Below are 13,756 nucleotides of genomic sequence, written 5' to 3' on the forward strand. Positions count from 1 at the left end.
GATGACTACACAGCGAAAGATCCTGCTTGCCCTCGTCGGCCTGGCCCTGATGCTGGCCCTGGTCTGGGGGCTGTGGCCGGCGCCGGTGGCGGTGACCACGACGACCGCACAGCGCGCTCCCCTCGTCGAGACGGTCGAGGATGAGGGGCGAACGCACTTGCGCAACGCCTACATTGTCTCCGCACCCATCGGCGGCTACCTGCACCGGGTTGCGCTCGAGCCGGGTGATGACGTCGCCGCCGGCGATACCGTCTTCGTGCTGGAGGCGCCGCCGGCGCCGGCGCTGGATGCGCGCACCCGTGAACAGGCGCGCGAGTCGCTGGCGGCCGCCAGGGCGCGCGTGCAGGCCGCGCGCGCCGAGCAGGAAAACCGCGAGGCGGATCTTTCCCTGGCCAGGAGCGAGCTGCGCCGCATGCGCGAACTGTCCGACCGGGGCCTGGTGGCCGAAAGCGAGCTGGAACGGGCCCAGAGCGCCGTCGCACGCGCCACCTCGGCGCTGGCGGCCGCGCGTGCTTCCGTCGAGGCCGCCGGCTTCGAGGTCGAGAATGCCCGAGCCGTGCTTGAAATCGCCGAGGGCGAGCGCAGCGGCGACGGCCGCCAGGCGCTGAGCGTGGCCGCCCCGGTGGGCGGCGTGGTGCTCACCCGCCAGCGATGCTGCGAAGGGGTGATCCAGGCCGGTGAGCCGATCCTGGAAATCGGTCAGCTCGATGAGCTCGAGGTGCGCGTTGACCTGCTGAGCATGGATGCCGTTCGGGTCGCCGCCGGGACAAGGGTGATCATCGAAAACTGGGGCGGTGAGGAAGCGCTGGAAGGGCGGGTGCGGCGCGTCGAACCGGCCGGTTTCAAGCGGATCTCCGCCCTCGGCGTGGAAGAGCAGCGCGTTCCGGTGCTGGTCGAGATCGATTCCCCGCGCGAGATCTGGCAGAAGCTGGGCGTCGGCTTCCGGGTCGATGCCCGCTTCATTCTCTGGGAAGGCGACGAGGTGCTGCAAGTGCCTTCATCGGCGCTGTTTCGCCTCGACAATCGATGGCAGGTCTTCGTCGTCGAGGGCGGGCGTGCCCACCGGCGCGCAGTGGAGCCCGGCCGGCAGAGCGGCCTGCACACGCAGATCCTGTCGGGCCTGGCTTCCGGCGAGGAGGTGGTGGTCCATCCGGGCGATCGCCTCTCGCACGGCGTCCGCGTAGCGGCAGACGATCGCTGAGATCGGGCGCCCCCGAACGGCACAGCGCCCGCGAGGGCGGGCGCTGTGGCTTCTGTTGAGCCGGCGGCAGTCTGCACTGCTGGCCGGGCCAAGAGCGGTACTCAGCAGCCGTGCTGGGGGCCGCACATCGATGAGCGGATGTCGAGCAGGTCGTTGCGCGTCTGTTCGCGTTCGATCTCGAGTTCCTGCTGCGTGATGCACTCGCGGCGTGAAATGCGGGTGCCGGTCTTGCGCACCTTGCGGCAGATGATGCGATCGTCGGTTCTGCCACCGCCCATCAGCAGGGCGTCGAGCTCTTCTTGCGTGTTGATCAGCGCAATCTTGTCATCGTCGGACAGGTCTTCGACGGTCTCGACGCCGTCGAGCAGCTCCTCGAAGCGGCCCTCGAGCTTGTTGAACTCGCGCCACTCGCGGCTGCCGAGTTCGCGCGGGTCGCCGTCCTCGAGCTTGCCGCGCAACTCCTCGAGGGCGCCCAGGAACTCGCCGATGGAGGCGACTTCCCGAGCCTGGGCGGTGTTCGAAAGCCCGGCGGACAGGGCCAGGACGGTCAGAAACAGTGCGATGGTAACTTGGCGAATCAGCATGATATCGGGTCTCCGTGAAAATCCACGAAACCGATCGTACTAATGATTACGTCAAAGGTCAACGCCCTCGACAGGCCGCGTCTGCGTCGCTGTTCGGCATCCGAACCGTTGATGGGATACCGATTGGCATACCATATTCGGCTGGTTCGACGCTTCGATTCGCCATGCGCATCATCTCGCTCAACGCCAACGGCATCCGCGCCGCCCACCGCAAGGGCTTTTTCGACTGGCTGAGGAAACAGGACGCCGACTTCGTCTGCATCCAGGAAACCAAGGCCCAGCACTGGCAGCTGGCCGACCGCGACTTCTTCCCGATCGGCTACCACTGCTACTACCACGACGCCGAAAAGAAGGGCTATTCGGGTGTGGCGCTGTACTCGAAGCACCAGCCGGTGCGCGTGGTGTACGGCCTGGGCTGGGAGGAATTCGACCGCGAGGGTCGCTGGCTGCAGGCCGATTTCGAGAACCTCAGCGTCGTGTCGCTCTACCTGCCCTCGGGCACCTCCAAGGACGAGCGCCAGCAGTTCAAGTACCGCTGCATGGAGCGCTTGCATCCGCATCTCGAGGAACTGGCCGGCCACGATCGCGACTACGTCATCTGCGGCGACTGGAACATCGCCCACAAGGAAATCGACCTCAAGAACTGGAAGGCCAACCAGAAAAACTCCGGTTTCCTGCCCGAGGAACGCGCCTGGCTCGACGAGGTGTTCGGGCCGGTCGGCATGGTCGATGCCTTCCGGCAGGTCGATCCCAATCCCGACCGCTTTACCTGGTGGTCGCAGCGCGGACGGGCCCGCGAAAAGAACGTGGGCTGGCGCATCGACTACCAGGTGGCCACGAAGGGCCTGGCCGAACGTGCCCGCTCGGCCGAAATCTACACCGACGAAAATTTTTCCGACCATGCGCCGCTGATTCTCGACTATGACGACTGAGTCGACCGTCGGTTGGCGCCGCGCCTGGGCGGTCTACACCCGGCCCACGGTCCTGCGCATGCTGCTGCTGGGCTTCTCCGCCGGGCTGCCTTTCATGCTGGTGTTCTCCACGCTGACCGCGTGGCTGCGCGACGAGGGTGTGTCGCGCACGGCGATCGGTTTCTTCGCCTGGATCGGGATCACTTACTCGATCAAGGTGTTCTGGTCTCCCGTGGTCGATCGAATTCGCCTGCCGCTGCTCACGCGGGTGTTCGGCCAGCGCCGCGGCTGGATGCTGCTCGCCCAGGTCGGGATCATGATCGGGCTGGCGGGCATGGCATTCACCGACCCGGTCTCCGATCTCGTGCAAGTGGCGTTGCTCGCCTTGCTGGTCGCGTTCTCGGCCGCCACCCAGGACATCACCATCGATGCCTTTCGCATCGAGTCCGACGCCAACGAGTTCCAGGCGGCGCTGGCCGGCACCTACGTGCTGGGTTACCGCATGGCCCTGCTGGCCACCGGCGCCGGCGCGCTCTACATCGCCGATTTCGCCAGCTGGACCCTGGCCTACCTGTGCATGAGCGCCATGGTGCTGGTCGGCGTGGTGGCGGTGCTGATCTCGCCCGAGCCGACCTCGCTCGAGCGGCTCGACATCGAGAAGGATCCGCTGGTGATCGGATTTCGCGAGCGCTCCAAATTGCCCGGCAGGCTTCAGGACCTGGGTGCCTGGTTGACCGGTGCCGTGGTCGCGCCGCTGGCCGACTTTTTCCGGCGCAACGGCTGGATGGCCCTGCCGGTGCTGGTCCTGATCGGCTTGTTCAAGGTCTCCGACATTTCCATGGCCGCGATGGCCAATCCGCTTTACCTGGACCTGGGGTTCACGCTCAGCGAGATTGCGACGGTGACCAACGTGTTCGGCATCGTCATGACCATCGCCGGCGGGCTGCTCGGCGGCGTGCTGGTGGCGCGCTACGGCCTGATGCCGATGCTGCTGGCCGCGGCCATCATCGTGGCGGTGACCAACCTTTTGTTCGCCTGGCTGGCGACCATCGGGCCGCAGCTGTGGGCGCTGTTCATGACCATCGGCGCCGACAACCTCGCCAATGGCCTGTCGGCCACGGTGTTCATCGCCTGGCTGTCCTCGCTGGTCAGCCGGCGCTACACCGCCACCCAGTACGCCCTGTTCAGCTCGTTCATGACCCTGCCCGGCAAGCTGCTGGGCGGCCCGTCGGGCTGGATCGTCGATACCGCCGGCTACGTTTTCTTCTTCGTCTACGCCTCGGCGCTGGGTATCCCGGCCATCCTGCTCATCCTCTGGCTGATGCGGCGACGCTACGTCGCCGCATCCACCGAAAGCCGGGATTGATCGAGTCTATCGACTCTGCTCGAAGCGGTCGGCGAAGATCCCGTCGATGAACCGCTCGAAGGCGCCCATGTCGGCGCGGCCGCCGGACTGGCGCACGTAGGGCTGGCCGCGCTGGTCGAACTCGACCGTGGTGGCCGGATCGCCGGCATCGATCACCGGCGACCCCGCTGCCATTGCATGCGTTGGCGTGGGCCCGCCGTTGTTGATCAGGGGGCCGAGCAGGGGATCGTCGCCGATCAGGTTGCCGCTGCCGGTGGGCAGGTCGTTGCCCGGGGCCTGGACCAGCGAGTAGTCGAGCGCGCTGGGGCCACCGCCGGCTACGAATTCCAGGTCCAGCGGGCTGCCGGCGACGGTATTGCCGGAAAAGATCGAGTTGTCGACGTCGATGCCGTCGCCGTAAGCAACCAGCAGGGCGCCGCCTGCCGCCGCTGTGCCCCCGAACCGACCGCTGGTGACCGGCGTCGTGCCGGTGGATTCGTTCTGGCTGACCGTAATGAAGTTGGCGGCCAGCCCGATCCCGTAAAGCCCGCCGATGTTGTCGGCCGAGTTGCCGCTGACGGTCGAGTTCAGCATCTGCGGCTGAACGGTGCCGGCCAGGATGATGCCGCCGCCCGCGACGGTGGCCTGGTTGTCGCTGATGGTCGAGTAGCCGATGTAGAAGTCACAACCGTCACTATAGACGCCGCCGGCGGCGCCGGCCGAGTTGCCGCTGATCAGGGTTTCGGTGATATTCGCCTCGCAGTTGGCGCCGAGTGCTGAAATGCCGCCGCCGTAGTTGGTGGCGGAATTGTTGATCACGGTGCTGTACTTGACCGTCGCGGTGCCGTCGTAGCTGACCACACCGGCGCCGATTTCGGCCGTATTGGCTTCAACGGCTGAATCGGAAACGATGACCACGCCATCCGGGAGCGCCAGAATGCCGCCGCCGGCGTCGGCCGTATTGCCGCTGACGGTACTGGAGATCACGCCGATCGTGCCCCCTGCAACAGGCACGCCGCGCTCATGGTCGCCCGTCACGACAGGTCCCATGAGCGCTGCCTGAAGGCCGCCGCCGTAGTAGCCGTAGTTGCCGTCGACAAGCGTCTCGACCACTGCGGCCAAGCCGCCGGCACTCAAAACTCCGCCCCCCTGGATAGCGACGTTGTCGGTCAGTTCGCCGCCGTAGGCGAGGTAAGCCTCGCCACCGTAAAGCGTGGCCATTCCGCCGCCGCCGCCGCTGTAACTGCCGCCACCGCCGCCGCGGAAGGAGCGGATAGAAACCGGGCCGGCCAGGTTGCCGGTGATCGTCGTGGCAATCGCCAGGCCCGAGCTGCCGCCGTACTTGACGGCCATGCCTCCGCCGTAGCGATAGGCCTGGTTGCCGGCAAGCGTGGAATCGTTCAGGTAGATCTCACCGGTGCCGTAGACCAGATATCCGCCGCCCTGCGGTGCTTCGCCGGTGGCGTAAACCACCGCGCCGTCACCGGCGCCGGCGAGGATGCCACCGCCGTCGTAGTAGGCAAGGTTGTTGTCGATGCCGGTCGTGGCCACATCGAGGCTCGAGCCGGATGTCACGAACAGCCCGCCGCCGGCGCCGGCTTCATTGCCGCTGATCGTCGACTGCGACAAGGTTGCCTGGCTGCTCTCGAACAGGGCAAGGCCGCCACCGAAAGTCGCCTCGTTTCCGGACAGGTTCAGCGAAGCCAGGTTGGCGTCGGCGCTGGCAAAGATGGCGATCGCGCCGCCGGCGTAGCTGGCGTAATTGTTGTTGAAGCTGGAGTCGCTGATGTCGAGACTCAAAGCCTCGAAGGCGAGCACCGCACCGCCGATCCCCGAGTTGTCGCCTCTGATCCCGCCGCCCGCCGCGTTGCCCACGAATTCGCAGTTGGTGATCGACAGGTTGGCCGAATCGGCGGACACCGCCCCCCCGCCGAAGGACGGAGCGCTGGTGACATTGCCCGAAACCACGCAGTCGCTCAGTGACAGGGATGCCCCGAAGGACGCGATCGCCGCCGCGCCGCCGTAGTTGGAGTAGCCATTGCTCAGGGTCAGGCCCGAGAGCGATAGCACCGCATCGGCGGTTCCGGCCCCGAAAATCGGGAAGGTCCCAGCGCCGTCGATGGTGAGTTGGTCGCTGCCCGGGCCGCTTACCGTGATCGCGCTGGAGGCCGCCAGCCCGTTGAGCCCGTCCTCGGTCAGGGTCAGGGTGCCGCTGAGCCCCGAGGTAAAAACGATTTCGTCCGCGCCGCTGCCGGCACTGCAGCCGGCGACCGCCGCATCGGTGTTGGCCGCTTCGAAGGCGTCACGCAGGGTGCACTGCCCGGCGACGGAACCGTCGGTCAGGGTGTCGACCGTGATGGTCGCGGCTTGGAGGTTGCCGGCCCCGAGGGCCAGGCTTACGGCTGCGGTCAGCGGTGCGACCGTCGGCTGGACCCGCTGTCGCAGGGCGTACTTGGTTGAATTCGGCATGATGTTTCCCTCTTCATTCTTTATGCCGGCAAGCGGCATGAGTCCCTAGATCCCGAGCTTAGTTTGCCAGAACCGCCCGGTCGCCAAAAGCCGGCGCGAGCGGGAAGTGCTCAGGGTTCGTGCACGGTGCCCAGCAGCACGGGGCGATTCGCCCCGGTAACCGGGCCGGTGGTCAGCCGGCGGCCCGCCAGGCGTTCACGCGCCAGCCAGGCAAAAAGGGTTGATTCGACGTCGTCGGCGGGCAGGCCCAGGCGGTCGCTGGGCGTGATCTCGATCTCGTCCAGCGCCGCCGCCAGGCGCCGGCACAGGTCGGCGTTGGCCGCACCGCCGCCGCAGACGATGCAGGTGTCGATGCCCACCGGGCGGGCTGTGCGGATCGCATCGGCGATGGTTTGGGCCGACAGTTCGGCCAGCGTCGCCTGAACATCGGCGGGGCGATCCTCGGCCCACTCCGGAAGGCGCGCGTCGAGCCAGGCGGGGGAAAAGTACTCGATGCCGGTGCTCTTCGGTGCCGGTCGGGCGAAGTATGGATCGGCCTTCAGCTTTGCCAGCCAGGCCTTGTCAACCTGTCCGCCGGCAGACCACCGGCCGCCCGCATCGTAGCGGCCGTCGCCGGCATTGCGTCGATACCAGAGGTCGAGAAAGCAGTTGGCCGGCCCGGTATCCAGGCCCGATAGCGGCTGTTCGGGCAGCAGCAGGGTGACGTTGGCAATGCCGCCCAGGTTGATTACGGCGCGGGCTTCGTCGTCACTTCGAAACAGGGCATCGTGCAGAAGCGGCGCCAGCGGCGCGCCCTGCCCGCCCGCCGCCAGGTCGGCGCGGCGAAAGTCGGCCACCGTGACAATGCCCGTTCGGTGGGCGATGCGGTGCGCATCGGCGACCTGGAGCGTGAACGGCGGATCGGCCTGCGGGTGGTGGATAACGGTCTGGCCGTGCGAGCCGATGGCCGTGATGTCCGACGGACTCAGGCCGGCCGCGGAGACCACCGCCAGGGCCGCCTCGGCGAATCGGTCACCGAGCCGGACGTCCAGCGCACCCAGCGCGGCCACGGGGAAGCCGTCGGGATTCGCTCTGACCTCGTCGAGCGTCTCGCGAAGCTCGCCTTCGAAGGGCAGAACGGCCTGGGCCAGCAGCCGGGGCGAATCGGCCCCGAAATCCACGACGACGGCGTCGATGCCGTCCATGCTGGTGCCGGAAATCAGCCCGATGTAGGGTTCGCCGGCCGCGCTGGCCATTCAGCAGCTGCCGCTGGCGTCCCGGCAGTCCTCGTCGCCGCTGCCGCCGGCCAGCAGGGCGCGCGGCGGCGCCAGGGCGTCGAGGCGGGCCAGCAGGCTGTCGCCGATTCGGCTGAACGCCGCCATGTGCTCGGCCGGCAGCGGATCGGCCGGGGGCAGGTCGACCGTGCGGGGGTTGCGATGCACGCCGTTGAGCAGGAACTCGTAGTGCAGGTGCGGGCCGGTCGCCAGGCCGGTGGCGCCTACGTGGCCGATGGTCTGGCCCTGTCGGACGCGGTCGCCCCGGCTGACGACCTTTCTCGACAGGTGGAGGTAGCGTGTGACGATGTTGTTGCCGTGTTTGATGAAGATGTAGTTGCCATTGGCGCGCGAATAGCCGGCCTCGACCACGCGGCCGTCGCCGGAGGCCCAAACGGGCGTTCCCGTCGCGGCGGCGTAGTCGGTGCCGTTGTGTGGCCGCACGCGCTTGGTGACCGGGTGCAGACGGCGCGGATTGAAGTTGGAGGAGACCCGCGCGAAGTTCAGCGGCGTGCGCAGGAAGGCCTTGCGCATGGGCCGGCCGTCCGGCGCGAAGTAGTCCGGGCCGTTGCCGGCATCGAAGCGGACCGCCTCGAAGGGTTCTCCGCGGTTGACGAAGCGCGCGGCCAGGATGTCGCCGTCGCGCAGAAACTCGCCCTCACGCCAGACCTCTTCATAAATGAGCGCAAAACGATCGCCGTCACGGATGTCCAGCGCGAAGTCGATGTCCCAGCCGAAGATGGTGGCCAGACGCATCACCATCGCATCCGACAGGCCGGCGGCGCGGGCGTCGTTGTAGAGCGAGCTGTTGATCGTGCCGGAAGTCTCCACGATGCGCCGTTCCAGGTGGCGCGGCTCGGTTCGGGTGGCCAGGCCGTCCTCGCCCCGCTCGACGAACAGCCAGGCTTCTTCGTCGAGTTCGGTGCGCAGTGCACGGAAGCCTTCTTCGGGATCAATATCGAAGGCGAATTCGTCGCCGGGGCGAATGCGCGCCAGGTCGCGCGCCTGCTCGGTGGTGGTCACGATCTCGTGCAGCAGGCCGGCGCTCAGGCCCAGCTCCCGGAAAACGCGTTCGAGGGTCTGTCCGGGCTGGATCTCGACGATCTGCCAGGAGGCCTCGATGTTCTCCTCGTCGCGGTCGGTCGATGCACCGAAAGCCGGAAGGCTACCGACCGAGGCGGTCAGCAGTTCGGGCGCCTCGGCGTCGGATTCCGGACCGGAGCGCTGCGGCAGGTCCAGCGGCTTGATGCTGGCCGCCGGCGAGCCCTGCGGTCCGCCGGGCACCATGGAAATCATGGCTCCGAGCGCGATCAGGCCGACCGCCGCGAGGCTCACGTGCGGGCGCGCGCGTAACGCGACCACGCAGCGCCGGCCGGCGGATTGAACCGCCGCCAGCGGCTTTTCGGCCCTTTGCCGGATCGAGCGAGACGAGCGTGATCGCCCGATAGTGGCCATGGATTTTCTGTTCATGCACGACGTTTAGAGCTGCAAACCCGTTAACATTACCGATTCGTGGCCGGGCAAGTCAACGACAACGTGCCCGAATGTGCAGGCAGGATCAGCATGGAAGACGCTTGAAAGTGACCGATATCAAAGAAATAATCCGCGGCGCGGCCGAAGTCATCCAGTTCGACGAGCTCGAAAAACGCCTCGCCGAGGGGCGCCCCCTGCGCATCAAGGTGGGCTTCGACCCGACCGCGCCGGACCTTCACCTGGGCCATACCGTGATCCTCAACGCCATGCGGCGTTTCCAGGATGCCGGCCATGAGGTGATTTTCCTGATCGGGGATTTCACCGGCATGATCGGCGATCCCACGGGCAAGAACGTCACCCGCAAACCGCTGACCGAAGACGATGTGCGGGCCAATGCCCAGACCTATCGCGAGCAGGTCTACCGCATTCTCGATCGCGATCGGACCGAGGTGCGTTTCAACTCCGAATGGTTCTCGCAGATGAGCGCCGCCGACATGATCCGCCTGGCCTCGCAGCACACCGTCGCGCGCATGCTCGAGCGTGACGACTTCGAGAAGCGCTACCGCTCGGGGCAGGCCATCGCCATCCACGAGTTCCTCTACCCGCTGGTCCAGGGGCAGGATTCCGTGGCCCTGAAAGCCGATGTCGAAATGGGCGGCACCGACCAGAAGTTCAACCTGCTCGTCGGCAGGCAACTGCAGCAGCAGGCCGGCCAGGCGGCGCAGATCATCATCACCTGGCCGCTACTCGAAGGCACCGACGGCGTGCAGAAGATGTCCAAGTCGCTCGACAACTACGTCGGCATCACCGATGCGCCCGATGAAATGTTCGGCAAGATCATGAGCATTTCCGACGACTTGATGTGGCGCTGGTTCGAACTGCTCAGCTTCCGTTCCATCGACGAGATCGAGGGCTTGCGCAAGGGCGTGGAGCAGGGCGGCAATCCGCGCGACGCCAAGTTCGCGTTGGCGATGGAGATCGTCGACCGCTTTCACGGTGCCGGTGCGGGCGAAAAGGCGCGCGATCAGTTCATCGCCCGCTTTCGCGGCGGTCAGATGCCCGAGAATATTCCCGAGAAGCAGCTCGCCGGCGGTGCCGATGGCATCGGCATCGCCGCGGCGCTGACTGCGAGCGAGCTGACCGCCTCGAACTCGGAGGCCTTTCGCATGATCAAGCAGGGCGCGGTCAAGATCGACGGCGAGAAAGTCACCGACCGGGATCGCCTGCTCCAGCCGGGCTTCGAGGGCGTGCTGCAGGTCGGCAAGCGGCGCTTCGCGCGCGTCACGGTGGCGGGCTGAAGCGCCAGCTACTGGCCGTAGCGCGGCCCCTTCTCCAGGAAGGCGCGTTCGGCTTCGCTGCTTTCGCGCCCCAGCGCGTCGTTGCGATGGGGGTAGCGTCCGAAGCGCTCGATGATGCTGGCGTGCTCGCGCGCGTGCTCGAGAAACCCCCTGGCCAGTTCGGCGTGGTCGGGATGGTCGTTGGCCAGCGCTTCGTATTGCCGTACCGATAGCACCTGGACCAGCGGGTCTTCGCTGTGCTGGAGCGGCATGTAGAAGAAGGCGCGCTCGGCCAGGCCCAGCTCGCGGTCGATGCCGGCATCGATCCCGGCGAGCGTGAGCGACAGCGCCTGGCCGTCGTGGGCAAAGGCCTCGGCCCGGCGACGAAAAATCACGCGCGGCGCCTGGTCCAGCGCAAGGATCAGGGCGAGTCGCCCGGCGGGCGACGGCAGCCAGTCCGTCAGGTGCCCGGAGGCCGCCTGCTGCATGACTGCTCGGAAGCGCTCGGCCACCGCCTCGTCGTCCGAGGCGCTCGGCTTGAACCACAGGCCCATGCGCTCGCCGATCCGGTCGGGGTCGCGCCGGGCGTCCCCGAACCAGAACGTGAGCAGGGATTGCGCCGATCTCGCGTCGTTCAACGCCGCCTCATCCTTGCCGTTCAGGCCGTGCTCTTGCGAAGGGTGCTAACCTTTCGGGCCCAGCAGCAGCCAGAGGATGAGGCCAAGCAGGGGCAGGAGCAGCAACAGCAGTATCCAAAGCACCTTGGCGCCCGTGCCCGCACTGCTCGAGGCGGTCTTCACGATGGCCCAGATGATGATGATCAGCCAGATGAGGCTTAACAGTCCGGTGACTTCGATTCCCATGTCGTGCTCCTTCGATATGTTGGATTGCGCCTTCGCAGTGACCAAGCATCGACGCTTCGCGCAGCGGCGTCAAGCTTTCGCGCAGCCTGTCCCACGCGCGGAGGCAGCTGGATGAAGGCGCGCCGTCCGGAGCGATTCCTGCTGCCGCGTTCGGGATCACGGGGCGGGCATTGGCGTCAGCGCCTGCGTTCGGATTTCCGGCTGGGCATCATCAGCCTGTTCGGGCTGTGTACGGTCCTCGGCATCATGCCCCTGGCCGTTTACCGCTACCTGGCCGGCGACTGGCAGACCGGTACCGGCGATGTGGCCCTGGTGAGTTTCATCGCCTTGCTGGTCGGCTATGCCTGGGCCAGCGGTCGTACCCGGCTCGTCGCGCGATTGCTCGCGCTGACGGTCACGATCGGCTACCTGGGGCTGGTGACCTTCGGCAGCATCAGCATCATGTGGGCCTTTCCGATTCTAGGCGCGGGCTTCCTCCTGGCCGACCGGGTGTTCGCATCGCTCAGTGCGCTGGGCACCCTGGCGCTGACGAGCATTTTTGCCGATCGCTTCGATTCCGCCGTGGACCTCTGGAGCTTCATTACGACCGGCATCCTGGTCAGTATCTTCGGGCTGATCTTCGCCACCCGCACTGAGATGCAGCAGCGCCGCCTGGCCGAGATCGCCAGCCGGGACCCACTGACCCGTGCGGGCAACCGCCGCGCCCTTCGGCATGCGCTCGACGAGGCCGCGGGGCTTCTGCAGCGGCGCGCCAGGCCGGTCAGCCTGATCCTGCTCGACCTGGATCATTTCAAGTCGATCAACGATGTCTATGGGCACGATGCCGGAGACCGGATCCTGGTCAACTTCGTGGAAATCGTGACCTCCCGGCTGCGCGATCGCGACGGCATCTTCCGGCTCGGCGGGGAAGAGTTCGTGGTGGTGCTGCCCGGCACGAGCGTGCTCGACGCCGAACGGGTCGCGCGCACGCTCCAACGAACCTTCGCAACCCAGCTCGAAGGCCCGGGTGGTGAGGTCACCGCCAGCATGGGCGTGGCCGAGCTCGACCGCGATGAGACGGTGCGGCAGTGGCTGTCGCGGGCCGATGAAGCCCTCTACCGCGCCAAGCAGGACGGACGCGACCGCATCGTGACGGCCGGTCTGGCCTGAAACTGCTATCTTTCCAGTGAACGAGGCTACCGGGAGCGAACATCCATGCGACATTTTCTGACCACCCTCGACTGGACGCGCGACGAGCTGCAGGCCCTGCTGGACCGTGCCAGGCTCTGGCGCGACGGCGAGTCGGGGCGCCCCCTGGCCGGCCGCTCCGTGGCGCTGCTGTTTCTCAACCCTTCGCTGCGCACGCGGGCCTCGTTCGAGGTGGGCGTCTACGAGCTCGGCGCGCACGCGGTGGTGCTCGAACCCGGCCGTGGCGCCTGGGGGATCGAGTTCGAGCCCGAAGTGGTCATGGACGGTGACGCCGAAGAGCACATCGCCGAGGTTGCCGGCGTGCTCTCGCGCTACTGCGATGCCATCGCCCTGCGCGCTTTTCCGCTCTTCAAGGACTGGGCCGAAGATCGCCAGGACAAGGTCATCCGTTCGCTCGCCCAATACGCGCAGGTGCCGGTGATCAACATGGAAACCATCGTCCACCCCTGCCAGGAACTGGCCCTGATGCGCACCGTGCAAGACCATATCGGCCAACCCGACGGCAAGAAATTCGTGCTGACCTGGACCTGGCACCCGCGCCCGCTCAATACCGCGGTGGCCAATTCGGCCTTGCTGATTGCCAGCAAGTTCGGCATGAACGTGGAGTTGCTCATACCCGACGAGGCCTACCGCCTCGACGAGCAGTTCATGGACGCCGCCGAGCGCCAGGCGAGCGAGTCGGGCGGGTCGCTGACAGTGTCCACCGACATCAAGAGCGCCTACACCGGCGCCGATTTCGTCTACGCCAAGAGCTGGGGCGCGCTGCCCTTCTACGGCCGACCGGAAGAAGAAGCGAAGCTGCGCGAGCCGTTTCGCCACTTCATCGTCGACGAGGCCAAGATGGCCATGACCGACAATGCCCGCTTCAGCCACTGCCTGCCGCTGCGGCGCAACATCAAGGCCACCGACGGCGTCATGGACGCCGACTATTGCGTCGCCCTCGACGAGGCGGAGAACCGCCTGCACGTGCAGAAGGCGCTGATGGCGGCGTTGATCGGGAATACCTGAGGGCGTTCGGCGTTCGGTTGCTCCTTTGTTCCCGCGCTTTGGGTTTCGGGGGCTTGGCTGGGGGTGGTGCCACCGGGCGCGGTGTTGGCCTCGACACGTCAAAGGCGTTTCGCCCGCCTGCTTCGCAGGCTGATGGCGAGTACCTTTTTTCCAAAGCGAAAAAAGGCACCAAAAATCGCTTTTC

Annotated in this window: 12 protein-coding genes; 6 read left to right on the plus strand and 6 right to left on the minus strand. The window is 66.7% G+C overall.

All coding sequences use genetic code 11. From position 1 onward, the window contains the following. The first annotated feature begins 1 nt into the window (after position 1). Positions 2 to 1,201 (plus strand): efflux RND transporter periplasmic adaptor subunit, encoded by a 1,200-nt coding sequence (locus tag ACDC67_RS15035; protein ID WP_376694449.1) that lies wholly within the window; start codon positions 2 to 4, stop codon positions 1,199 to 1,201. A gap of 101 nt (positions 1,202 to 1,302) precedes the next feature. On the opposite strand, the gene ACDC67_RS15040 is transcribed toward ACDC67_RS15035, so the two are convergent. Beyond that, on the minus strand, positions 1,303 to 1,785 hold the full coding sequence (locus ACDC67_RS15040; protein WP_376694450.1) for a hypothetical protein: 483 nt from the start codon (positions 1,783 to 1,785) through the stop codon (positions 1,303 to 1,305). A gap of 164 nt (positions 1,786 to 1,949) precedes the next feature. On the opposite strand from ACDC67_RS15040, the gene ACDC67_RS15045 reads away from it, so the two are divergent. Further along, complete coding sequence (locus ACDC67_RS15045; protein WP_376694451.1) at positions 1,950 to 2,717, plus strand: exodeoxyribonuclease III; 768 nt, start codon at positions 1,950 to 1,952, stop codon at positions 2,715 to 2,717. Beyond that, positions 2,707 to 4,062, plus strand: coding sequence for an AmpG family muropeptide MFS transporter (locus ACDC67_RS15050; protein ID WP_376694452.1), 1,356 nt, complete (start codon positions 2,707 to 2,709; stop codon positions 4,060 to 4,062). The genes ACDC67_RS15045 and ACDC67_RS15050 overlap by 11 nt, the downstream gene beginning before the upstream one ends. A 6-nt stretch (positions 4,063 to 4,068) precedes the next feature. Here ACDC67_RS15050 and ACDC67_RS15055 read toward each other — a convergent pair whose 3' ends face one another. From ACDC67_RS15055 to ACDC67_RS15065, 3 genes are all read right to left on the minus strand, one after another. Further along, positions 4,069 to 6,510 (minus strand): choice-of-anchor Q domain-containing protein, encoded by a 2,442-nt coding sequence (locus ACDC67_RS15055; protein WP_376694453.1) that lies wholly within the window; start codon positions 6,508 to 6,510, stop codon positions 4,069 to 4,071. 110 nt (positions 6,511 to 6,620) lie between these two features. Continuing rightward, complete coding sequence (locus ACDC67_RS15060) at positions 6,621 to 7,745, minus strand: anhydro-N-acetylmuramic acid kinase (protein WP_376694454.1); 1,125 nt, start codon at positions 7,743 to 7,745, stop codon at positions 6,621 to 6,623. Further along, the gene (locus ACDC67_RS15065) at positions 7,746 to 9,233 is read right to left on the minus strand and encodes an OapA family protein (RefSeq protein ID WP_376694455.1); all 1,488 of its coding nucleotides are present in this window, start codon (positions 9,231 to 9,233) and stop codon (positions 7,746 to 7,748) included. It lies immediately after the preceding gene. 110 nt (positions 9,234 to 9,343) lie between these two features. On the opposite strand from ACDC67_RS15065, the gene tyrS reads away from it, so the two are divergent. Beyond that, positions 9,344 to 10,534: a tyrosine--tRNA ligase gene (gene tyrS, locus ACDC67_RS15070; protein ID WP_376694456.1), complete on the plus strand. Its 1,191-nt coding sequence runs from the start codon at positions 9,344 to 9,346 to the stop codon at positions 10,532 to 10,534. An 8-nt stretch (positions 10,535 to 10,542) separates the two neighbouring features. Here the strand turns inward: tyrS and ACDC67_RS15075 are convergent, their stop codons facing one another. Both ACDC67_RS15075 and ACDC67_RS15080 read right to left on the minus strand, forming a co-directional pair. Then, a complete protein-coding gene (locus ACDC67_RS15075) occupies positions 10,543 to 11,151 on the minus strand; it encodes a DUF924 family protein (RefSeq protein ID WP_376694457.1) in 609 nt (202 codons plus the stop codon). A gap of 45 nt (positions 11,152 to 11,196) precedes the next feature. After that, positions 11,197 to 11,376 carry a PLDc N-terminal domain-containing protein gene (locus ACDC67_RS15080; RefSeq protein ID WP_376694458.1) on the minus strand — a complete coding sequence of 60 codons (180 nt, stop codon included), beginning with the start codon at positions 11,374 to 11,376 and terminating at the stop codon, positions 11,197 to 11,199. A 111-nt stretch (positions 11,377 to 11,487) separates the two neighbouring features. Between ACDC67_RS15080 and ACDC67_RS15085 the strand changes: the two genes are divergently transcribed. Both ACDC67_RS15085 and ACDC67_RS15090 read left to right on the plus strand, forming a co-directional pair. Beyond that, positions 11,488 to 12,525: a GGDEF domain-containing protein gene (locus ACDC67_RS15085; protein ID WP_376694459.1), complete on the plus strand. Its 1,038-nt coding sequence runs from the start codon at positions 11,488 to 11,490 to the stop codon at positions 12,523 to 12,525. Between the two features lie 45 nt (positions 12,526 to 12,570). Then, on the plus strand, positions 12,571 to 13,572 hold the full coding sequence (locus ACDC67_RS15090) for an N-acetylornithine carbamoyltransferase (RefSeq protein WP_376694460.1): 1,002 nt from the start codon (positions 12,571 to 12,573) through the stop codon (positions 13,570 to 13,572). The last annotated feature ends 184 nt before the right edge of the window (positions 13,573 to 13,756 follow it).

The sequence above is a fragment of the Wenzhouxiangella indolica genome, assembly GCF_042310355.1.
Lineage (GTDB): Bacteria > Pseudomonadota > Gammaproteobacteria > Xanthomonadales > Wenzhouxiangellaceae > Wenzhouxiangella.

Coding starts and splice junctions, on each gene's coding strand:
- ACDC67_RS15035 (WP_376694449.1), top strand. CDS start 2: ATGACTACACAGCGAAAGATCCTGCTTGCCCTCGTCGGCCTGGCCCTG.
- ACDC67_RS15040 (WP_376694450.1), bottom strand. CDS start 1,785: ATGCTGATTCGCCAAGTTACCATCGCACTGTTTCTGACCGTCCTGGCC.
- ACDC67_RS15045 (WP_376694451.1), top strand. CDS start 1,950: ATGCGCATCATCTCGCTCAACGCCAACGGCATCCGCGCCGCCCACCGC.
- ACDC67_RS15050 (WP_376694452.1), top strand. CDS start 2,707: ATGACGACTGAGTCGACCGTCGGTTGGCGCCGCGCCTGGGCGGTCTAC.
- ACDC67_RS15055 (WP_376694453.1), bottom strand. CDS start 6,510: ATGCCGAATTCAACCAAGTACGCCCTGCGACAGCGGGTCCAGCCGACG.
- ACDC67_RS15060 (WP_376694454.1), bottom strand. CDS start 7,745: ATGGCCAGCGCGGCCGGCGAACCCTACATCGGGCTGATTTCCGGCACC.
- ACDC67_RS15065 (WP_376694455.1), bottom strand. CDS start 9,233: ATGAACAGAAAATCCATGGCCACTATCGGGCGATCACGCTCGTCTCGC.
- ACDC67_RS15080 (WP_376694458.1), bottom strand. CDS start 11,376: ATGGGAATCGAAGTCACCGGACTGTTAAGCCTCATCTGGCTGATCATC.
- ACDC67_RS15085 (WP_376694459.1), top strand. CDS start 11,488: ATGAAGGCGCGCCGTCCGGAGCGATTCCTGCTGCCGCGTTCGGGATCA.
- ACDC67_RS15090 (WP_376694460.1), top strand. CDS start 12,571: ATGCGACATTTTCTGACCACCCTCGACTGGACGCGCGACGAGCTGCAG.